At 72.0% G+C, this 21,229-nt stretch carries 17 protein-coding genes and 1 pseudogene; 5 read left to right on the forward strand and 13 right to left on the reverse strand.

Annotation, left to right across the window (positions count from 1 at the left end; genetic code table 11):
* Positions 1 to 58 precede the first annotated feature (58 nt).
* The gene (locus K4B79_RS40480; RefSeq protein WP_232032428.1) at positions 59 to 1,969 is read right to left on the reverse strand and encodes an AMP-dependent synthetase/ligase; all 1,911 of its coding nucleotides are present in this window, start codon (positions 1,967 to 1,969) and stop codon (positions 59 to 61) included.
* Positions 1,970 to 2,241: 272 nt separating this feature from the next.
* Here K4B79_RS40480 and K4B79_RS40485 point away from each other — a divergent pair, with 272 nt between their 5' ends.
* Together K4B79_RS40485 and K4B79_RS40490 are read left to right on the forward strand one after the other, a co-directional pair.
* The gene (locus K4B79_RS40485) at positions 2,242 to 3,537 is read left to right on the forward strand and encodes a 3-oxoacyl-ACP reductase (protein ID WP_232032429.1); all 1,296 of its coding nucleotides are present in this window, start codon (positions 2,242 to 2,244) and stop codon (positions 3,535 to 3,537) included.
* A 566-nt stretch (positions 3,538 to 4,103) separates the two neighbouring features.
* The gene (locus K4B79_RS40490) at positions 4,104 to 5,027 is read left to right on the forward strand and encodes a MaoC family dehydratase (RefSeq protein WP_374208576.1); all 924 of its coding nucleotides are present in this window, start codon (positions 4,104 to 4,106) and stop codon (positions 5,025 to 5,027) included.
* Here the strand turns inward: K4B79_RS40490 and K4B79_RS40495 are convergent.
* From K4B79_RS40495 to K4B79_RS40540, 10 genes and pseudogenes are all read right to left on the reverse strand, one after another.
* On the reverse strand, positions 5,009 to 5,683 hold the full coding sequence (locus K4B79_RS40495; protein WP_232032431.1) for a TetR/AcrR family transcriptional regulator: 675 nt from the start codon (positions 5,681 to 5,683) through the stop codon (positions 5,009 to 5,011). The two genes, K4B79_RS40490 and K4B79_RS40495, sit on opposite strands and share 19 nt — an antisense overlap.
* A gap of 58 nt (positions 5,684 to 5,741) precedes the next feature.
* Positions 5,742 to 6,041 (reverse strand): DUF4229 domain-containing protein, encoded by a 300-nt coding sequence (locus K4B79_RS40500; protein WP_232032432.1) that lies wholly within the window; start codon positions 6,039 to 6,041, stop codon positions 5,742 to 5,744.
* A 101-nt stretch (positions 6,042 to 6,142) separates the two neighbouring features.
* Positions 6,143 to 6,667, reverse strand: a complete 525-nt coding sequence (locus tag K4B79_RS40505; RefSeq protein ID WP_232032433.1) for a GNAT family N-acetyltransferase — start codon at positions 6,665 to 6,667, stop codon at positions 6,143 to 6,145.
* 91 nt (positions 6,668 to 6,758) lie between these two features.
* Positions 6,759 to 7,410, reverse strand: a pseudogene (locus tag K4B79_RS40510) (UdgX family uracil-DNA binding protein).
* Positions 7,411 to 7,446: 36 nt separating this feature from the next.
* Positions 7,447 to 8,610: an aminofutalosine synthase MqnE gene (gene mqnE / locus K4B79_RS40515; protein WP_232032434.1), complete on the reverse strand. Its 1,164-nt coding sequence runs from the start codon at positions 8,608 to 8,610 to the stop codon at positions 7,447 to 7,449.
* Between the two features lie 38 nt (positions 8,611 to 8,648).
* A complete protein-coding gene (locus K4B79_RS40520) occupies positions 8,649 to 9,104 on the reverse strand; it encodes an Lrp/AsnC family transcriptional regulator (protein WP_232032435.1) in 456 nt (151 codons plus the stop codon).
* Between the two features lie 84 nt (positions 9,105 to 9,188).
* Complete coding sequence (locus K4B79_RS40525; RefSeq protein WP_232032436.1) at positions 9,189 to 9,839, reverse strand: UbiX family flavin prenyltransferase; 651 nt, start codon at positions 9,837 to 9,839, stop codon at positions 9,189 to 9,191.
* Positions 9,840 to 9,959: 120 nt separating this feature from the next.
* Positions 9,960 to 10,844, reverse strand: coding sequence for a nucleic acid/nucleotide deaminase domain-containing protein (locus tag K4B79_RS40530; RefSeq protein ID WP_232032437.1), 885 nt, complete (start codon positions 10,842 to 10,844; stop codon positions 9,960 to 9,962).
* Between the two features lie 1,570 nt (positions 10,845 to 12,414).
* Positions 12,415 to 13,317, reverse strand: a complete 903-nt coding sequence (gene mqnP / locus K4B79_RS40535; protein ID WP_232032438.1) for a menaquinone biosynthesis prenyltransferase MqnP — start codon at positions 13,315 to 13,317, stop codon at positions 12,415 to 12,417.
* A complete protein-coding gene (locus K4B79_RS40540; protein WP_232032439.1) occupies positions 13,314 to 14,771 on the reverse strand; it encodes a menaquinone biosynthesis decarboxylase in 1,458 nt (485 codons plus the stop codon). Before K4B79_RS40540 ends, mqnP begins: the two co-directional genes overlap by 4 nt.
* Positions 14,772 to 14,839: 68 nt before the next feature.
* On the opposite strand from K4B79_RS40540, the gene K4B79_RS40545 reads away from it, so the two are divergent.
* Both K4B79_RS40545 and K4B79_RS40550 read left to right on the forward strand, forming a co-directional pair.
* Positions 14,840 to 15,238: a PLD nuclease N-terminal domain-containing protein gene (locus K4B79_RS40545; RefSeq protein ID WP_232032440.1), complete on the forward strand. Its 399-nt coding sequence runs from the start codon at positions 14,840 to 14,842 to the stop codon at positions 15,236 to 15,238.
* 1 nt (position 15,239) lies between these two features.
* Positions 15,240 to 16,154: a LysR family transcriptional regulator gene (locus tag K4B79_RS40550; RefSeq protein WP_232032441.1), complete on the forward strand. Its 915-nt coding sequence runs from the start codon at positions 15,240 to 15,242 to the stop codon at positions 16,152 to 16,154.
* On the opposite strand, the gene K4B79_RS40555 is transcribed toward K4B79_RS40550, so the two are convergent.
* Positions 16,093 to 17,025: a DMT family transporter gene (locus K4B79_RS40555; RefSeq protein WP_232032442.1), complete on the reverse strand. Its 933-nt coding sequence runs from the start codon at positions 17,023 to 17,025 to the stop codon at positions 16,093 to 16,095. The genes K4B79_RS40550 and K4B79_RS40555 overlap by 62 nt on opposite strands.
* Positions 17,026 to 17,214: 189 nt before the next feature.
* On the opposite strand from K4B79_RS40555, the gene K4B79_RS40560 reads away from it, so the two are divergent.
* A complete protein-coding gene (locus tag K4B79_RS40560) occupies positions 17,215 to 18,609 on the forward strand; it encodes a purine-cytosine permease family protein (protein WP_232032443.1) in 1,395 nt (464 codons plus the stop codon).
* 57 nt (positions 18,610 to 18,666) lie between these two features.
* Here the strand turns inward: K4B79_RS40560 and uvrA are convergent, their stop codons facing one another.
* On the reverse strand, positions 18,667 to 21,195 hold the full coding sequence (gene uvrA / locus K4B79_RS40565; RefSeq protein ID WP_232032444.1) for an excinuclease ABC subunit UvrA: 2,529 nt from the start codon (positions 21,193 to 21,195) through the stop codon (positions 18,667 to 18,669).
* Positions 21,196 to 21,229: the final 34 nt, after the last annotated feature.

Below are 21,229 nucleotides of genomic sequence, written 5' to 3' on the forward strand. Positions count from 1 at the left end.
GGAACCGGGCCAACGGCGCCTCGGGACCAGGCCGGTGCAGCCTCGGGACCGGTCCCGGTCACCGCTGACGGTCGTACAACTCCTCGATCTGCGAAGCGAATCGCTCGGCGATCGCCTCCCGGCGCAGTTTCATCGACGGGGTCAGATGCCCGTCCTCCTCCGTGAAGTCGACGGGGAGCACGGTGAAGCGGCGGATGGACTCCGGCCGGGAGACCAGCTTGTTCGCCTCGTCCACCGCGCGCTGCAGGACCTGCCTCAACTCCTCGTCGTCGACCAGGAGTTCCGCGTCGGCCGGCTGCCTGCCGTTCATCCGCAGCCAGTGGCCGACGCCCTGGAGGTCGAGGGTGATCAGCGCCGAGATGTAGGGACGGGCGTCGCCGACGACCATCACCTGGGAGATCAGGGGGTGGGCGCGCAGCCAGTTCTCCAGCGGGGCCGGGGCGACGCTCTTGCCGCCCGCCGTGATCAGCATCTCCTTCTTGCGGCCGGTGATGTAGAGGTAGCCCTCCTCGTCCAGGTACCCGAGGTCACCGGTGGGCAGCCACTCGTCGGGGGCGGCCGGGGTGACACCGCCCGCGTCCGGATCCCAGTAGCCGCGCAGGACATGGCCGCCGGAGAGCAGGATCTCGCCGTCGGCGGCGAGGCGGACCTTGGTGCCGGGCAGGGGCCAGCCGACCGAGCCCATCCGGGGTTTGAGCGGGGGCGTGACCGTGGCGGCGCCGGTCGTCTCGGTCAGGCCGTAGCCCTCGTAGATCTCGATACCGGCGCCCGCGTAGAACGCGGCCAGCCGGCGGCCCAGCGGTGAGCCGCCGCTGATCATGTAACGGACCCTGCCGCCCATGGCGTTGCGGATCCGGCGGTAGACGAGCGGGTCGTAGAAGGCGCGGGCCGCCTTGAGGGCCGTGGTCGGTCCCGCGCCGGTGCCGGAGTGGCGGGCCTCCATCGCCTCGCCGTAGCGGCGGGCCACGCGGGCGGCGCGGTCGAAGGAGGAGACCCGGCCGCCGGTCTCGGCCTTGGCGCGGGCCACGTTGAAGACCTTCTCCAGCATGTACGGGATGGCTATGAGACAGGTCGGGCGGAAACTCGCCAGGTCGGGCAGCAGTTCGTCCGCCTTCAGGCTCGCCGCGTGCCCGAGGCGCACCCGCGCGCGGATGCAGGCGATGGCGACCATCCGGCCGAAGACGTGCGACATCGGCAGGAAGTGCAGGACCGCCGCCTCCTCGCTGGTCCGCGCCCGGAAGACCGGGTAGAGCAGCTCGACGGCGTTGTCGACCTCGGCGAAGAAGTTGCCGTGGGTCAGCGCGCAGCCCTTGGGCCGGCCGGTGGTGCCCGAGGTGTAGACGACGGTGGCCAGGGTGTCGGGGCCGAGCATCGCGCGTCGTACGGCGACCTCCTGGTCCGGCACCCGCGCGCCGCACTCGGCCAGACGCTCCACGTGCCGCTTCTCGATGACCCACAGGTGCCGCAGGTCCAGGATCCGGCAGAGTTCCGGGCCCAGCGCGGCGGCCTGCGCGGCGGTCTCGGTGACGAGGGCGACCGCGCCGGAGTTCTGCAGGATCCACCGGGCCTGGAAGACCGAGGAGGTCGGGTAGATCGGCACGGTGACCAGGCCGGCGGCCCAGGCGGCGAAGTCCAGCAGCGTCCACTCGTAGCGGGTGGGCGCCATGATGGCGAGCCGGTCGCCGGGCCTGAGCCCTTCGGAGATCAGCCCTTTGGCCACCGCCAGGACCTCGCGGGCGAACTGCTCCGCCGTCACGTCCGTCCAGCCGCCGTCCTCGGTCTTGCGGCTGAGGACCTTGTCGTCGGGGGCGAGGCGCGCGTTGTCGAAGGGCAGGTCGGCGAGCGAGCCGTGGGTGGAGGGCGGGACGAACGGGGGGACGGAGACCTCCCGCACCGCCCCGTCCAGATGCCGGATCTCGGGCTCCACCAGGATCGGTGTGCCGTCGTACTCGGTGGAGTGGACCGCCATGGAAACAGGCGAGAGGGACACGGGCGTCTCCAGGAACGTTGGCCCGCGGGTGGGGGAGAGCCGCAGGTCAGGCAGGAGATCGTACGGCTCACCCGTGAGGGGTCGGTGAGGATTCCGAGGTCGTCCGGGGTCGGAGATGTGGATCCTCGCCGCTTTTCTTGCCGAAAGCGCCCTACTCGACGGTATGGTGAACATTTTTCATCTTCTGGCCCCCACTTACCTCGGGTAACCTGACTCCGGAGTAAGCCGAGTATCCGTGTGGGGAGTTGGACATGGCCGACCGCTATCTGAGCTTCACCGGCACCGCGCCCGGCCGCTTCCTCACTCGGCGCCTGGGGCTGCCGCGGCCCGCCCCACTGGTCCGCTGGTCCCCCGAAAGGCCTTCTTTCGACGGCGACTCGCTCCATCTGACGGCGGGTAAGTCGAAGCTGGATCTCGCCGCTACGGGGCTCCCGCTCAGCCTCTCCTCGGAGCGCCCCGCCGGCGTCCTCCTCGACGCCACCGGTGTCCGGGACGTCGAGGGGCTCGGGGAGGCGCACGCGGCCCTGCACCCGGTCGTGCGGTCGGTGGCGGCGAGCGGGCGGGTGGTGGTGCTGGGCGCCCCGCTCGACCCGGACGACCATCACCAGGCCGCCGCCCAGCAGGCGTTGGAGGGCTTCGCGCGCTCGCTCGGCAAGGAGATCGCGGGCGGGCGGACGGTGAACCTGGTCCGGCTGACGGACGCGGTCGCGGCGGAGTCGACGCTGCGGTTCCTGCTGTCTCCGAAGTCGGCTTATGTCAGCGGGCAGGTGGTGGAGGTGGGGGGTGGCCCGGTCACCGCCTCCTTCGACCGGGACCGGCCCCTGTCCGGCCGTACCGCGCTGGTCACCGGGGGTGCGCGCGGGATCGGGGAGGCGGTCGCCGAGACGCTGGCGCGGGACGGGGCGCGGGTCGTCGTCCTGGACGTCCCCGCCGCTCTCGCCGACGCCGAGCGGGTCGCCGAACGCCTCGGCGGGACCGCCCTCGCGCTCGACATCACCGCCGACGACGCCGGCGAGCGGATCGCCCGCGCCCTGCCCGACGGTCTGGACGTCCTGGTCCACAACGCGGGCATCACACGGGACCGACGGCTCGTCAACATGCCTGCCGAGCGCTGGAGTTCGGTGCTCCAGGTGAACCTGGCGAGCGTGCTGCGCACCACGGACGCGCTGCTGGCGAGCGGGACGCTGCGCTCCGGGGGCCGGGTCGTGGCGACCGCCTCCATCGCGGGGCTCGCGGGCAACGCCGGGCAGACGAACTACGGCGCGAGCAAGGCGGGCGTGGTCGGCCTGGTCCGCTCCCTCGCGCCGCGCGCCCTCGCCGAACACGGGGTGACCGTCAACGCGGTCGCCCCCGGGTTCATCGAGACCCGGATGACGGCCTCGATCCCCCTCTTCATCCGCGAGGCGGGCCGCCGCATGAACTCCCTCTCCCAGGGCGGCCTCCCCGTCGACGTCGCCGAAACCACCGCCTGGCTCGCCCATCCCGCCTCCGGCGCGGTCAACGGACAGGTCGTACGGGTCTGCGGGCAGAGCCTGCTGGGGGCGTGAGCGCTCCGCTGAGGGGGGCGGCGGGGGCGAGGTGCGTGTGCGGGCCGGCGAGGTCGAGGTGGCTCCGCCTGGGGCTGGGGTACTGGCCGCGCCCGGGGTTGGGGTACTGGCCCCGCCCGAGTTGGAACCGCACGCCGGGACGAGCCCGCGCCGCTGCGCGGTCGGCACCTGTGCCCCGGCGGGGTCCGTCGGGACTGCCCCCACCCGGAGGCCGGCCGCCGCCGGCGACCACGCACCCCCGCCTCCGCCCCCGCACGGTCCGCTGCCGCGCCCCTGGCGAGCCTGTGGATCTGGTCGCGTTCACGCGCGCGGCGAGGGACAGCTGCCGGGGCGGGCCACCGTGGCGTCCGTGCGGTCGCCCCGTGCCCCCGCCCGGGCCAACTCGGACCGGCCCAGCTCGGCTCGGCTCGGTCCGGCTCGGCTCGGTCCGGCCCGGACCAACTCGGCTCGACTCGGTCCGGCTCGGCTCGGCTCGGCTCGGTCCGGACCAACTCGGCTCGACTCGGTCCGGCTCGGCTCGGTCCGGCCCGGACCAGCTCGGCTCGGTCCGGCTCGGCTCGGCCCGGATGTTCTCTCGCTCCGCCGCACCCGTACACGAAAGGCAGGACCAGGTGACTCCCCCACCGACCACCACCCTGACCGCCACCCCCGGTCTCGCTCCCCTGCTCGCCCGGGGCGCCCTGCTGTCCCCGTTCAAACGGCCGCGTCCGGACGCGTACTTCCCCCGTACCCGGCTCGTGCTGCCCGGCCTGCGGGTCGATCTGGCGCGGCTCGCGGCCTACGAACGGGTGTGCGGGTTCGCCACCGGGGACGACGCGCTGCCCCCGACCTATCCGCACGTGCTCGGCTTCCCGCTGGCCATGCGGCTGATGAGCGGGCTGCGCTTCCCGTTGCCGTTGCTCGGGCTCGTCCACACGTCGGTGGAGATCACCCGGCGCGCACCGCTGGCGGCCACCGGGGAGTACGAACTCATGGTGTACGTCGAGGAGTTGGTGCCGCACCGGCGGGGCACCGAGGCCGCCGTCGTCACCGAGATGCGGGCGGGCGGGGAGGTGGTGTGGGAGTCGCGGAGCACGTACCTGGCCCGGCACCGGCACCGGGCTCGCTCACGCCCCGCGCCCTCGTCGGAGCGGCTGGGGGAACGGGAGGAACGGGAGACGCTGCCGGCCGAGGCGGAGTGGCGGCTCGCGGGGGACGTGGGCCGGAGGTACGCGGCAGCCTCCGGCGACCGCAACCCGATCCACCTGCACCCGCTCACCGCCCGCCTCTTCGGCTTCCCCCGCGCCATCGCGCACGGCATGTGGACCCTCGCCCGGGGCCTGGCCGCCCACGGCACCCCGACCGCCGTCCTGGTCCGCGCCGACTTCCGCGCCCCGGTCCTGCTGCCGGGCACGGTCACCTACGCGGCGGACGGCACCGGGCTCTTCGAACTGCGCGGCGGGGACGGGCGGGTGCATGTGAGCGGGGGTGTCTACCCGCTGGTGCTCTGAAGGGGTTCGACCGTCTCGGGCGGCGGTGACCAGGACCGCCCCTCCATGAGGTTGCCCAGGCCCGCCCACGCGAAGTTCATCAGGGTGGCCGCCGCCTGCCGGGCGGTGACGCCGGGCGTGGTGTTCGCCCAGGTGGCCAGGGACTCGGCGGCGCCGACCAGGGCGACGGCGAGACCGGCGACCTCGCCCTCGGCGAGATCGGGGTCGCGGTGGGCCTCGCGGGCCGCGACGACGATCAGCTCGGTCACGAACGCGACGATCTCCTCCCGCATCGCGGCGACCTCGGCCGCGAAGCGCTCGCCGTGCGTCCGCGCCTGGAGGTACAGCACCGACCAGGCGTCCGGGTTCCGCGCGGTGTGCGTGAAGAACGCCCCCAGCCCGTCCCAGAGTTGGCGGTCGGCCGGCAGCCCGGGACGCACCCCGGCCCGGACCGCCTCGGTCAGGGCCCGCGCCTCACGGCGGATGCAGGCGGTGAAAAGGTCTTCCTTCGAGTTCAGGTACAGGTACACCAACGGCTTGGACACACCCGCGAGTTCGGCGATCTCGTCCATCGACGCGGCCATGTACCCACGCTGCCCGAACGTCCGTACCGCGGCGTCCAGCATCTGCTGCTCCCGGACCGCACGCGGCATGCGCTTGCTCTTCACGGCACCCATGGGGCAAGGGTAATTGGGGCCCGGCCGCCGCAGGTGCCAGGAAGCCCGGGGGCGACCGCTAGGAGGTCTGGCCCTGGACCCGGGCCGCGTCGTCCGCGCCGTCCTCCTGGGTGCGGTTCGCCTCCAGGTTGGCCTTGACGCGGTCCACCTTCTGGACGACCTGGATCGAGGCGCGGTCGCGCTCCTTGCGCAGGGCGACGAAGCTGATCGGGGCCGAGATCACCAGGGAGAGCAGGATGACCCACATGCCGTTGGAGGAGCCGAGGCCGCGCGGGACGACTCCGGTGTAGACGAGACCCCAGACGACCACGAGGCAGCCCACGAAGATCCCGAGGCGCATCAGTGTGTAGCGGAGCATCTCAATCCACTCTTCCGAATCCAAAAAGGGGCACTGTCCAGTGAAGCACGGCGGAGTTCCGGTCCTGGAGGGGGGTGCGCCAGGCCACCGGGTCGGTGCGGTCAGTGCAGCGGCAGCAGCATGATGACGTCGTCGCGGTCGTCGCCCGGTGCGACGCGGATGGCGCCGGGGATCCGGCCGACCTCCTTGTAGCCGCAGGAGCCGTAGAACCGCTCCAGGCCGAGGCCGCCGCGGCAGGTGAGGCGGATCGCCTCGACGCCGTCGAGGGTGCGGGCCGCGTCCGCGGCGGCGGCGAGCAGCTCACGGCCGTAGCCCTTGCCCTGGTGCCGGGGGTGGACCATCACCGTGTACGCCCAGACCCAGTGGATCATCAGCCGGTGCGTGTTGAGGACCAGGAAGGCGGTCGCGGCGACCGCGCCGTCCTCGTCGTGCCCCACGACCAGCCGGGTGCGGCCCTCGGCCATCGCGGCGAGGTGCTTGACCAGCTCCGGCCGGATCGTCTCCCGGTCCACCGGCGGGACGAAGCCGACGGCGCCGCCCGCGTTCGACGCGTCCGTCCACAGATCGAGCAGGCCGTCCCGCAGTTCGGGCGTCACAGCGGGATCGAGGGTGAAGGTAAGGGGCATGAATCAAGGGTAGCCATTACCATTAAGGGAGCTCAAGTGACTTGCCGCGTCACGTGTGTCACGTGGATCCTCGTGGCCCTCGTGATCCTGGTCAGCCCAGTGCCCGCGCCGCCACCTCCAGGTCGCCGACCAGGCCCCGGTACGCCGCCTCCCGGTCGTCCGACCGCAGCACCGACGAGGGATGCACGGTCGGCACCAGCCGCTCGGCCCGCCCGTGGATCTCCTCCTCCAGCACCGTCCCGCGCACCTGTGTCACCCGGAACGACGACCCGAGCAGCGCCTTGCCGGCGGTGGCGCCGAGCACGACGATCAGTTCCGGTTCGACGACGGCGAGCTCCGCGGCCAGCCAGGGCCCGCACGCCGTCATCTCGCGGAGCGTGGGCGCCTTGTGGATACGGCGCTTGCGGGGCTCGGCCCGGGTGAACTTGAAGTGCTTGACGGCGTTCGTGACGTAGGCCTCGCCGGGGTCGATCCCCGCCTCGGCGAGCGCCCGGTCCAGCAGCTTCCCGGCCGGCCCGACGAAGGGCTTGCCCTGCCGGTCCTCCTGGTCGCCGGGCTGCTCCCCCACGAGCATGACGCGGGCGTCGGCGGCCCCGGCGCCGAAGACGGTCTGTGTGGCGTCCCGGTGCAGGGGGGCAGCCCCGGCACTCGGCGGCGGCCCGGCGCAGGGCGGGAAGACCGCCCCGCTCGGGAAGGAAGGGTTCAGCGGTATAGGCGTCCTCTGGCGCCTTGGTCTTCACCATGCCGGCCCGAGTACCCACCCGGGCGGCAGGGGAAGCTCAGACCCGCATCGGCTGCGGCGACTCCCGACGCGCCGGGTCGGGACCGTCGTACTCCCGGATGATCTCGTACCGCGTGTTCCGCTCCACCGGCCGGAAGCCGGCGTCCCGGATCAGGTCGAGCAGGTCCTCACGGGTCAGCTTGTTCGGCGTCCCGTAGTTGTCCGCGTCGTGGGTGATCTTGTACTCCACGACCGAGCCGTCCATGTCGTCGGCCCCGTGCTGAAGCGCGAGCTGGGCCGTCTGTACTCCGTGCATGACCCAGAAGACCTTGACGTGCGGGACGTTGTCGAAGAGCAGCCGGGACACCGCGAAGGTCTTCAGGGCCTCCGCGCCGGTCGCCATCTGGGTCCGGGCCTGGAGGCGGTTCCTGACCTTGCCGTCCTTCAGGTCCACGAAGTCGTGCTGGTAGCGCAGCGGGATGAAGACCTGGAAGCCGCCGGTCTCGTCCTGGAGCTCACGCAGCCGCAGGACGTGGTCCACGCGGTGCCGGGGCTCCTCGATGTGGCCGTAGAGCATGGTGCACGGGGTCTTCAGACCCTTCTCGTGCGCGAGGCGGTGGATCCGGGACCAGTCCTCCCAGTGGGTGCGGTGGTCCACGATGTGCTGCCGGACCTCCCAGTCGAAGATCTCCGCGCCACCGCCGGTGAGGGACTCCAGACCCGCGTCGATCAGCTCGTCCAGGATCTCGGACGCCGACAGACCGCTGATCGTCTCGAAGTGGTGGATCTCCGTGGCCGTGAACGCCTTCAGCGACACGTTCGGCAGGGCCGCCTTCAGTTCCTTCAGCGAGCGCGGGTAGTAGCGCCACGGCAGGTTGGGGTGCAGGCCGTTGACGATGTGCAGCTCGGTGAGGTTCTCGCCCTCCATCGCCTTGGCGAGCCTGACCGCCTCCTCGATGCGCATCGTGTACGCGTCCTTCTCGCCCGGCTTGCGCTGGAAGGAGCAGTAGGCGCAGGAGGCCGTGCAGACGTTCGTCATGTTGAGGTGGCGGTTGACGTTGAAGTGGACGACGTCGCCGTTCTTCCGCGTCCGCACCTCGTGGGCGAGCCCGCCCAGCCAGGCCAGGTCGTCCGACTCGTACAGCGCGATGCCGTCCTCACGGGTCAGGCGTACGCCCTCCCGCACCTTCTCCTCCAGCTCGCGCTTGAGCCCGAGATCCATGCCCACACCTTTCTCCGACGACACCGACAACCGTACGTCTACGCCTCCTCGGGCAGCTCCCCGACCCGGTTCTCCCACTTCGTGGAGAGCACGATCGTGGTACGGGTGCGGGAGACGCCCTTGGTGCCGCTGAGCCGTCGGATGATCCGCTCCAGGCCGTCGACGTCGCTCGCGCGCACCTTGAGCATGAAGGAGTCGTCGCCCGCGATGAACCAGCAGTCCTCGATCTCGCCGAGGTCCTTCATCCGGGCCGCCACGTCCTCGTGGTCGGCGGCGTCGGAGAGGGAGATGCCGATCAGCGCGGTGACGCCCAGGCCGAGCGAGGCCGCGTCGACGGTGGCGCGGTAACCGGTGATGACACCGGCCGCCTCCAGCCGGTTGATGCGGTCGGTGACGCTGGGTCCCGACAGTCCGACGAGGCGCCCCAGCTCCGCGTACGAGGCCCGGCCGTTCTCCCTCAGGGCCTGGATGAGCTGCCTGTCCACCGCGTCCATGCGATCGAAGCCTTCCGATGAAGAGATCCCGAAGTGAAGAGAGGTAGTGCTGAGAGGTAGTGCTGAGAAGTACCGCCACGTGCCCTACAGGTCCGGCCTGCCGCCGCCCAGCTCGCCCTTCCAGCGCCGGTACAGGCCGTGCTCGACGCCCGCCGCGTCGAGCACCCGGCCGGCCACGAAGTCCACCAGGTCCTGGATGTGGGTGGCTCCCGCGTAGAAGGCGGGCGAGGCCGGTACGACGGTCGCGCCGGCGTCGTCCAGGGCGACCAGGTGCCGCAGCGTCTGGCCGTTCAACGGGGTCTCCCGCACGGCCACGACCAGTCGCCGGCGCTCCTTGAGGGTGACGCTCGCGGCCCGTTGCAGCAGGTCCTTGGAGAGGCCGAGGGCGACTCCGGCGACACAGGCGGTGGAGGCCGGGACGATGAGCATCCCCTTGACGGGGTACGAGCCCGAGGACGGGCCCGCCGCCAGGTCCCCGGCGCTCCAGTGCCGTACCCGGTCGATGTCCGCCTCGAAGGCGACCGGCTTGCCGTCGGCCCCCCGGCCCAGCCATTCCCGCAGGTCGTCCTGCCAGTGCGCGTCCCGGAAGGAGATGCCGGTCTCGTCGCGCAGGGTGAGCCGCGAGGCCCGGCTGACGACGAGGTCGACGCTCTCCCCCGCCTCCAGGAGCGCACGCAACACGGACGCCGCGTACGGCGTACCGGACGCTCCCGACACCCCCACGATCCAAGGCACGCGCTGCGTTTCTCCTGCGTTCACACCCCGAGCCTACCGGCGGGCGACGCGATGTTCAGGGCGGGTGGGCTCCCCGCGGCGCCGATCACGGCCCCGCGCCGGATGTCACCGTCGGCGCGGTCACCGCGGGCCCTGCTCGGCGGCGTGGAGGATCAGCTCCTTCAGGCCCTCCTCGCGGGAGTCGGCGGTCTCGCCGTAGTCGAAGCTGTGGGTGAACTCGGCGTGCGGGAAGAGGCGTTGGAGCCAGACCGCGCAGTAGTGGCCGGGCATCATGCAGGCCTCCAGCTCGGTGTAGACGCGCCGCACCTGCTCGGGCTCGACGTCCCGTGCCGCGAGGGCGTCCCAGACGAGTTCCTCCGGGTGCGGGCGGCCGGGGCCCGTGGCGTCGGTGACGATCTGCTTCCGGCCGTCGTCGTCGACGTACTCGAAGGCGGCGGAGAACGGGAAGTTCAGGGTGTGCCGCACATCGTCCAGGACGCGCGGCCACCAGCTCTCGCGTTCCTCGAAGGCGGCCGGGTCGATCGCGCGCAGCTCGGCGTTGAGCTCGCGGAAGGCGGCCGCGGCGACCTGCAGGGTGTCGGCGGCGGCGATGACCGGCATCCGGCGGGCGAGCGCGGTCAGGGAGGTCACGAAAGCGGCCACGTCCGAGCTGACGAACAGGTCGTCCATGCCGAACTGCCCGAGAAACAGCGCCTGCACCGCCCCGTCCGCCCGCACGCACACCTGCCCGAGCCGGTCCGTGCCCAGCCGCACCCGCCCGGCGATCTCCTCCGGCACGGTCACCCCGTGCTCCCCGGCGAACAGCCCGAGCGTGGGCGCGTCACTCTCACGGGCGGCCGTGAAGTACGCGCCCACCTGCAGGGGCACCCCCGTGCCGGCGAGACGATCCCGCGCCGCCTCCGGAATCCCCTCGGCGTACGCGGCCGGGACATCTATCCGGCGCATTCCCTCCGGACCGAAGTGCTGCACCGACGCATCCGGCGGCGGGGTGGACTCGGGCGACATCGGAACCCCTCACGACCTCTGACGACACATCGACGAACGGAATCGACCCTATCGGCCGAGCCTGTACGCCCGTCAGGCACGCCCCCGCCGACGGAGCGCCCCCGACGCCCCGGGCAACCACACCCCGTCGACCTAGCGGCCCCGACGACCCCGCAGGACACCCTCCACCGACCGAACGGCCCGACAGCCCGGGCGGGCACGCCCCCATCGACCGAACGGCCCCGACGACCCGACGGGCACACCCCCGTCAACCGAACGGCCCCGACGACCCGACGGGCACACCCCCGTCAACCGAACGGCCCCAACGACCCGGCAGGACACTCTCCACCGACCGAACGGCCCCGACGACCCAGCGGGCACACGCCCCGTCGACCGAGCGGCCCCGACGACCCGGCAGGCACGCCCCCGTTGACCGAACGGGCCCCGACGGCTCAGGCAACCACACCCCCGCCGACCGAACGGCCCCGACGACCCAGCGGGCACACCCCCATCAACCGAACGGCACCAACGCCCCGGCAGGCACACCTCCACCGACCGAACGGCCCCGACGACCCAGCGGGCACACCCCCGTCAACCGAACGGCCCGACGGCCCGGCAGGCACGCCCCCGTTGACCGAACGGGCCCCGACGGCTCAGGCAGCCACACCCCCGCCGACCGAACGGCCCCGACGACCCAGCGGGCACACCCCCATCAACCGAACGGCACCAACGCCCCGGCAGGCACACCTCCACCGACCGAACGGCCCCGACGACCCAGCGGGCACACCCCCGTCAACCGAACGGCCCGACGGCCCGGCAGGCACGCCCCCGTTGACCGAACGGGCCCCGACGGCTTAGGCAGCCACACCCCCGCCGACCGAACGGCCCCGACGACCCAGCGGGCACACCCCCATCAACCGAACGGCCCCGACGACCCGGCAGGACACTCTCCACCGACCGAACGGGCCCCGACGGCTCAGGCAGCCACACCCCCGCCGACCGAACGGCCCCGACGACCCAGCGGGCACACCCCCATCAACCGAACGGCACCAACGCCCCGGCAGGACACTCTCCACCGACCGAACGGCCCCGACGACCCGGCGGGCACACGCCCCGTCGACCGAGCGGCCCGACGGCCCGGCAGGCACGCCCCCGTTGACCGAACGGGCCCCGACGGCCCAGGCAGCCACACCCCCGCCGACCGAACGGCCCGACGACCCAGCGGGCACACCCCCGTCAACCGAACGGCCCCAACGACCCGGCAGGACACTCTCCGCCGGCCGAGCGGCCCCGACGACCCGGCGGGCCCTCTCGTCGACTGAGGGGTCCCAACGACTCGGGCAGCCGTGCCCCGCCGACCGAGCGGCCCGACAGCCCGGCAGCCACACCCCGTCGACCTAGCGGGCCCCAACAGCCCGGCAGGACACCCACCCCGCCGACCGAGCCGCCCAGACAACCCGACGGACACACCCCCGTCGCCCGCCGAACCGTCATCGCCGATCGCGCCCACCGGGCAGAACCCCGCATGGATCGCGCGGCGGAACCGCATCCGGATACAGCCCCGCGCCCGAGCCGGGGGGCGCGGCCCCCGTCAGACCGTCAACCCCCGCACCAGCAGATCCAGCAGCGCGCACACGAACAGCGCGATGCCGATGAAGCCGTTCACGCTGAAGAACGCCCGGTTCAGGCGGGTGAGGTCGTGGGGGCGGACGATGGAGTGTTCGTAGAGGAAGGCGCCGGCGACGACGAGGAGGCCGAACCAGAAGAAGGTGCCCGCGTCGGTCGCCACCGCGTACCAGACGAGGAGGGCCGTGGTCAGGGCGTGGCAGACGCGCGCGCCCCAGATCGCGGCGGGGATGCCGAAGCGGGCCGGGACCGACATGACGCCGATCTCGCGGTCGGTGTCGACGTCCTGGCAGGCGTAGATGAGGTCGAAGCCGCCGATCCAGATGCCGACGGCGAGACCGAGGATCACGGCGTCCCAGGACCAGGAACCGGTGATCGCCAGCCAGCCGCCTACCGGACCCATCGCCTGGGCGAGGCCCAGGATGGCCTGGGGGAAGTTCGTGAACCGCTTGCCGTAGGGATAGACCACCATCGGGATGACCGCGATGGGGGCGAGGGCCAGGCACAGGGGGTTCAGCAGGGCCGCCGAGCCGAGGAAGATCACCAGGGCGATCAGCGCGCCCGTCCAGGCGTGCTTCACCGACATCGCCCCGGTCACCAGCTCACGCTGGGCCGTCCGGGGGTTCCGCGCGTCGATCTCCCGGTCGATGATCCGGTTCACGGCCATCGCGAAGGTGCGCAGGCCGACCATGCAGATCGTCACCAGCAGCAGCCGGCCCCAGTGGATGTTCCGGTCCCACTGGAACATCGCGGTGAGGGCGGCGATGTAGGCGAAGGGCAGCGCGAACACCGAGTGCTCGATCATCACCAGGCGGAGAAAGGCCTTGGTGCGCCCCGGCTGCGGGATCGCGGCGGAAGCTGAACTCACAGGCCGTACTCCTTCCAGCGGCGGTCGACCTTCGCCGCCGTATCCGGGTCGGACAGCACCATGTCGGGCCAGCCGCCGTCACGCGTGTAGCCCTCCTCGGGCCACTTCTTCGTGGCGTCGATGCCCGCCTTGCCACCCCAGAACTGCTGGTAGGACGCGTGGTCGAGGTGATCGACGGGGCCTTCGACGACCGAGAGGTCACGGGCGTAGTCGGTGTTGCCGAGGGCCCGCCACGCGACCTCGTGCAGATCGTGGACGTCACAGTCGGCGTCGACGACCACGATCAGCTTGGTCAGGGACATCATGTGCGCCCCCCACACCGCGTGCATCACCTTCTGCGCGTGCTTGGGGTACTTCTTGTCGATCGAGAGGATCGCGCAGTTGTGGAAGCCGCCCGCCTCGGGCAGGTGGTAGTCCACGATGTCCGGGATGATGATCTTGAGGAGCGGGAGGAAGAACCGCTCCGTCGCACGGCCCAGCGGTCCGTCCTCCGTCGGGGGCCGGCCTACGACGATCGACTGAAGCAGCGGCCGCTTGCGCATCGTCACGCAGTCGATCTTCAGGGCGGGGAAGGGCTCCTGCGGGGTGTAGAAGCCGGTGTGGTCGCCGAAGGGCCCCTCGGGCAGCATCTCGCCCGGCTCCAGCCAGCCCTCGATGACGACCTCCGCCTGCGCCGGGACCTGGAGCGGGACCGTCTTGCAGTCGACCATCTCGATCCGCTTGCCCGCGATGAACCCGGCGAACAGGTACTCGTCGATGTCGCCGGGGAGCGGCGCGGTGGAGGCGTACGACACGGCCGGCGGGCAGCCGAAGGCGATCGCGACCGGGAGCTTCTCGCCCCGGCGGGCCGCCACCTGGTAGTGGTTGCGGCTGTCCTTGTGGATCTGCCAGTGCATGCCGATGGTGCGCTTGTCGTGGCGCTGGAGGCGGTAGAGGCCGAGGTTGCGGATGCCGCTCTCGGGGTCCTTGGTGTGGGTCAGGCCCAGGTTGAAGAAGGACCCGCCGTCCTGCGGCCAGGTGAACAGCGCGGGCAGCCGGTCGAGGTCGACGTCGTCACCGGTGAGGACGACCTCCTGCACCGGCGCGTCCCCGGACTTCACCTTCTTCGGCGGTACGTGCGTCATCGCCCCGAGCTTGCCGAAGGCCTCCCGCACGCCCACGAAGCCCTGCGGCAGCTCGGGCCGCAGCAGCCCGCCGATCTTCTCGCTGATCTCGCCGTACGACTTCAGGCCCAGCGCCTTCAGCAGCCGGCGGTCGGTCCCGAAGACGTTCATCGCGAGGGGCATCGCCGAGCCCTTCACGTTCTCGAAGAGCAGCGCCGGGCCGCCGGACTTCTGCACCCGGTCGACGATCTCCCCCACCTCCAGGTACGGATCCACCTCGGCCTTGATGCGCTTGAGGTCGCCCTCGCGTTCCAGCGCCCTGAGCAGGGAACGAAGATCGTCGTAAGCCATGGGGTCAAGTATCCCCGAGCGGCTACCCTGGCCCTGAACCGCCCACCGCTTTCGCTGAGAGGCCGCTCATGCTCCGGGTACTGATGTTCCTCGTGCCGCTGGCGCTGAGCGTGTACGCGTTCATCGACTGCATCAGCACCAAGGACGACGACATCCGCCACATGCCCAAGCCGCTGTGGGCGATCCTCGTGCTGCTGTTCCCGCTCGTCGGCTCGATCTCCTGGCTGATCGCCGGCAAGAAGCGCAGCCCGGCCGCGGACGGCTGGGGCGGCGTCCGGGCCTCGGGCGGCACCGGCGGCGCGGGCCGGACCGGCCGTGGCTCGTCCCGGCAGTGGGTCGCGCCCGACGACAACCCCGACTTCCTGAAGTCCCTGGGCGACGACGACAAGGGCCCGAAGAAGGACGGCACCAAGGACGGCACGAAGGACAGTACGAAGGACGACGAACCGAAGCGGGACGAGCCCTGACGTGGAGTTCCGCCTCCTCGTCACCTTCGAGAAGGTCGCCACCGTCCTGAGCTTCACCCGGGCCGCGGCCGAGCTGGCGTACGCGCAGTCCAGCGTGACCAGCCAGATACGCGCCCTGGAGTCCTCGCTCGGCACCGAGCTCTTCGACCGGCTCGGCAGCCGCATCCGGCTGACGGAGGCGGGCGAACGGCTGCTGCCCTACGCCCGGCAGATCATCGAGCTGACCGAGGAGGCGCGGGCGGCGGTCGTCGACGCCGAGGAGCCCGCCGGTTCGCTCACCGTCGGCACCATGGAGTCGCTGACCTCCTACCGGCTGCCGCCGCTCCTCGAACTCTTCCACCACCGCTACCCGAAGGTCCGCCTCTCCCTGCGCACCACGCTCGGCGACGAGACCCGGCAGGCGCTGCGGCAGGGGACGTACGACGTGGGCTTCCTGATGGAGCCGGAGACCGCGCACGCGGGTCTGGAGAGCCGGGTGCTCGCGCCTGAGCCGCTGGTACTGGTGGCCTCGCCCCGCCATGCGCTCGCCCAACACCTCGGTGGACTCAAGACCGAGGACCTCGCCGAGGTCCAGCTCGTCGGCACCGAGCCGGGCTGCCCGTACCGCGATCTCTTCGAGTCCGAGCTCGCCGAGCGCACCGGGGCGCCGCCGCCCTTCATGGAGTTCGGCACGATCGAGGCCACCAAGCGGGGTGTCGCCGGTGGCCTCGGTGTCGCGCTGCTGCCCCGGATGGCGGTCGGCGCGGAACTCGCGTCCGGCGCGCTGACCGAGCTGCCCTGGCAGCCGCCGTTCCAGCTGTACACGCAGGTGGCGTGGCGGACGGGGAAGCGCCTGCCTCTCCATCTGCGGCTCTTCATCGACGCGTCGGTCCGGCTGGTGCGGGAGCAGACGGGGCAGGCTGTGCCCCCGTCCTGACCACCCGGGGCGCCTTCGCCAGCGTCACCTTCAGGCTCGCCGTCACGATCAGCGGGACGCCCAGCGCCTGCACGAGCCCGATGTGGTGGCCGTAGACCAGCCAGTCCATGACCATCGCGACGGCCGGGTAGGTGAAGGCGAGGACGGCGATCTTCGCGGTGGGCAGCTGGGCGTAGGCGGCGTACATCAGGACGTACATCAGTCCGGTGTGGATGATCCCCAGGCCCACCAGCCACCCCCAGTCCGCGCCGGTGCCGCGCATCGCGCCGAAGTCGGCGAAGGGCAGCAGGAGCGGGATGCCGACGAGGACCTGGACCAGGGCGATCAGGTGCGGCCGTACCCCGCTGATCCTCTTGGTGACCACGGTGGACAGGCCGTAGAGCAGCGCGGCGAGGAGCGCCTGCCCGAGGCCGAGGACATACGTCCCTCCGCTCGCGAAGTCGCCGGGCGTGACCCCCGAGACGAGCACCAGCCCGGCGAAGGCGACGCCGATCCAGCCGGCCTTGGCCGCGGTGATCCGCTCGCGGAACAGCAGTGCCCCGAGCAGGACCACGTAGAAGGGCTGCGTGTGGTAGACCACCGTGGCCACGGAGATCGACGTGTTCTCGTACGACTGGAAGAGGAACACCCAGTTGAAGACGATGAACACGCCGCCGAGGACGGCGAGTCCGAGGGTGCGGGGCGTGAACCCGTGGTCGCGGAGCCAGCCGCGGGCCAGCACGTAGGCCCCCAGCGCCAGGGCGCCGAACAGGACACGGAAGAAGACGACGTTGAAGGGCGAGGCGCCCGACTCGACGACGAAGACGCCGAGGGTGCCGGAGAGCACCATCGCGGTCGTCAGCTGGGCCGTGCCCTTGTTCTCTGAGGTCATGCCCCGAAGGTAGGAGCGGGCGAAGTGCCTGGTCCACGCGCCAGTGGGGCGTCCCGCCGATGGGCCCATCGAGCACGCCGATGACCCCAGGTCGTACGCAGATGCGTGCAGGTTGTACGCCGTCGAGCCACCCGAAGCGGACAGTGCGCCCCTGGGCGCGGGCGGGTGCGGGCCGGACACTTGGCTCGCATGACGACTGCTCCCGCCGACTCCGCCGGCACGATCGCCCCCGAGTACGGCGACAAGGTCATCGCCGTGGAGACGGCGGGCTCGGAACCCATCCCCGACGCCGAACGGCACGGCAGTCCACGGCAGTTGCTGTGGACCTGGGCGTCCCCGAACATCGAGTTCGCGACGGTCTACATCGGCGTGATCTCGGTCCTCTTCTTCGGCCTGAGCTTCTGGCAGGCGACGGCGGCGCTGCTGCTGGGCACCGGGCTGGGGGCGCTCACCCACGGGATCCTGTCCCTGGACGGGCCGCGGTTCGGTGTCCCGCAGATGGCGATCGGCCGCTTCTCCTTCGGGTACCGGGGCAATGTGCTGCCCGCGGGTGTGAACGCGCTGGTCGCCGGTGTCGGCTGGTTCGCGGTGAACAGTGTGAGCGCGGCCTTCGCGCTGAACACGCTGACGGGCCTGCGTCCGCTGCCCTCGCTGCTGCTGGTGGTCGCGGCGGAGATCGTGATCGGCTTCATCGGCCACAACTTCGTCCACGCCTTCGAGAAGTACGCCTTCCCGGCGCTGGCGGTGATCTTCCTGCTCGCCGGGGTGTGGACCTTCAAGGAGGCCGACCTCGGCGGGTCGGGCGCGGGCGGCGGCATCGGCGGCTTCCTCCTGGCCTTCAGCGCGGCCTGGGGCTACGCGGCCGGCTGGAACCCGGGCGCCTCGGACTACTCCCGCTATCTCCCGCGTACGGCGAGCCGCCTCAGGACGGCCGTGTACCCGGCCGTCGGTCTGTTCGTCTCGATCGCGGTCGTCTCGGTGATCGGCGCGGCGTCGGCGACGATCGTCGCACCGCAGGACGCCACCCCCACCGCGGCCTTCACCGGCCACCTCCCCGGCTGGCTGAGCGATCTGGTCCTGCTGGCGATCATCCTGGGCGCGGTCTCCGCGAACGCCCTCAACGTCTACTCCTCGGCCATGTCCATCACCTCGCTGGGCCTGAAGCTCCCGCCGTGGCTCGGGCGCGGCGCGATCGTCGTCCTGTGCGGACTCGCCGGTACGGCGGCGGCGTGGGCCTCGCTCGCGGACGCGGGGCACGCCTACGAGGCGTTCCTGCTGGTGATCGCCTACTGGGTGGGGCCCTGGCTGGGGGTCGTCCTGGTGGAACGGTGGCTCCAGGCGCGCACGCCCGACACGGACCTGTCGGGACGGCTGAGCGACCACTCCTTCTCCAACCTGCCGGGTATCACCGCCCTGTTGGCGGGCATCGTGGTGTCCGTCCCGCTCTTCTCCAACCAGGAGAAATACGTCGGCTGGGTCCCGGACCGCTGGCCGTCCTTCGGTGACATCACCTGCCTGGTCGGCTTCGCGGTGAGCGCTGGGCTGTACGCGGCGCTGCGGGGGCGGCTCGGGTCACGGGCCTGACGCGGCGCTCTCAGGGTGCGCCACCGCCCGGCACGGCCCCTGGCGCACCCTGGAGTGTCACACCGGCACCCCCACCTCCAGGAACCTCCCCGTCCCGGACGCCTCCGCCGCGGCCACGTCCTCCGGCGTCCCCTCGGCGACGACCGCGCCGCCGCCCGCGCCGCCGGTGGGTCCGAGGTCGATCAGCCAGTCCGAGGCGCGGATGACGTCGAGGTTGTGCTCGATGGTCACCACGGAGTGGCCCGTGTCGACCAGGCGTTGGAGTACGGCGAGGAGGCGGGCGGTGTCGGCGGCGTGCAGGCCGGTGGTCGGCTCGTCGAGGAGGTAGAGGGTGCCGCCAGCGGCACGGCGGCCCAACTCCTTGGCCAGCTTCAGGCGTTGGGCCTCGCCGCCGGACAGGGTGGTGGCCGGCTGGCCGAGCGGGAGGTAGCCCAGGCCGACATCGGCCAGGCGCCGCAGCCGGGAGGCGACCGCGGGGACGTCCTTGAACACCGTCAGGGCCTCGTCGACCGTCGCCCGGAGCACCTCGCTGATGTCGTGGCCGTCATGGCGCACCGCCAGGATCTCGTCGCGGAAGCGGCGGCCCCGGCAGGCCGGGCAGCGCACCTCCACGGCCGGCAGGAAGTGCATGTGGACGCTCAGCACCCCGGCGCCCTCGCAGCGTTCGCACCGCCCGCCACCGGCGACGTTGAAGGAGAAGGCACCGGGCGTCAGCCGCCCGCCCGAGCGTGCCGCGAAGACCTCCCGGATCGGGGTGAAGACGTCCGCGTAGGTCGCCGCGTTCGAGCGGGGCAGCCTGCTGATCGGTTCCTGGTCGATCGTGACGACCTTGCCGACGTGCTCCCAGCCGTCGATCCCGTCGTGCTCGCCCGGCGAGTCCCCGGCCCCGTGGAAGCGCCTGCGCGCTGCCCGGTCCAGGACGTCCAACAGCAGCGTCGACTTGCCCGACCCGGAGGGGCCGGTCACCGAGACCAGCCGCCCGAGCGGGATCCGTACGGTGACGTCCCGGAGGTTGTGGGCCCGGGCGCCCCGGATCACCAGGGCCCGGTCGCCGGCCCCGCGCGCCCTCGACCGCGGTGCCGGGAGCCGCCCCGACAGATACGCGCCCGTCACCGACCCCTCGGTCGCGGCCACCTCTTCCGGGGTGCCCTGGGCGACGATCAGACCGCCGTCCCGGCCCGCGCCCGGACCGACGTCCACGACGTGGTCCGCGGTGCGCAGCACGTCCAGGTCGTGTTCGATGACGAGCACCGTGTTGCCCAGGTCGCGCAGCCGCCGCAGCACGTGGACCAGGCGGCCGGTGTCCGCCGGGTGCAGGCCGATGGTCGGTTCGTCCAGGACGTAGAGGACACCGGTGAGGCCCGAGCCCAGGAGGGCGGCCAGGCGCAGGCGCTGGGTCTCGCCCGCCGACAGGCTGGGCGTGGACTGGTCCAGGGTCAGGTAGCCGACACCGACGTCGACCAGGCGTCGCACCCGCTCCTCCAGGTCGGCGACGACCGGTTCGACGAGCGGCCACTCCTCGGCGCCGACGCGCCGCTCCAACCCGCCGACCCAGGCGGCGAGTTCGTCCAGCGGGAGCCGGGCCGCCCGGTCGATCGTCAGGCCGTGCACGGTGACCGCCCGGCTCTCCGGCCGCAGCCGGGTGCCCTCGCAGGCCCGGCACGCCTCCTTCACCAGTGCCTGCTTCTCGGTCCGTTCCCGGTACTCGGCGTCCTCGATCCGCTCGGCGTACCGCCGCATCAGGGCCGTCACGACGCCCTCGAAACGGCCGGCGGCCACGGTCGCGGGCGGCTCCACCGAGGGGAACCACCGCCGGAACTCGGGGCTTTCGACGCCGTAGAGGACCAAGTCCCGCTGTGCGTCGCCCAGTTCCTCGAAGGGTGTGTCGGGGTCGAGGGCGAGGCCGTAGTGGGCGGCGGCGGCCCGCAGGAGTTCGACGGTGCGTTCGGCGGCCCTCGGGTGCAGGCCGAGGATCGCGCCCCCGGAGACCGGGCGGCTGCCGTCGACCAGGCGTCCCACGTCCGCCCGGAACACCTCGCCGAGGCCGGTGCAGTCGGGGCACGCCCCGGCGGGCTTGTTGAAGGAGAAGGAGCCCATCGCGAGCGCGGGCAGCGGGGTCGCGCAGTGCGGGCAGGGAGTGCTCTCGCCGTCCGGGGCGGCGTCCACGTCCGCGTCCGCCTCCTCGTCGTCGTACGCGTAGGTGTGGGACGGCGGGACGCTCCCCCCGCACCCCTGGCACACCCGCACGCCGATCCGCGACCACAGCAGCCGCAGATAGGTGAACACCTCGGTGACCGTGCCGACCGTGGAGCGCGGGCTGCGGTTGGTGTGGTGCTGGTCGACGCTGATCGACGGGGAGAGGCCGGTGATCGAGTCCACCGAGGGCCGGCTGACGAAGGGCGTGACCATGCCCAGCGACTCCATGTACTGCCGTTGGCCCTCCTGGTGAAGGGTGTCGAGGGCGAGGGTGGACTTGCCGGAGCCGGAGAGACCGGTCAGGACCACCAGCTTGTTCCTGGGTATCGAGAGGGAGACGTTCCGGAGATTGTGCAGACGGGCGCCGTTGACTCGGATGCAGTCGTCCATGCCTTCAAGTTTTTCATTGAAGTTGCGAGTGGAG

It is taken from the genome of Streptomyces lincolnensis (genome assembly GCF_021173675.1).
Classification (GTDB): Bacteria; Actinomycetota; Actinomycetes; order Streptomycetales; family Streptomycetaceae; genus Streptomyces; species Streptomyces lincolnensis_B.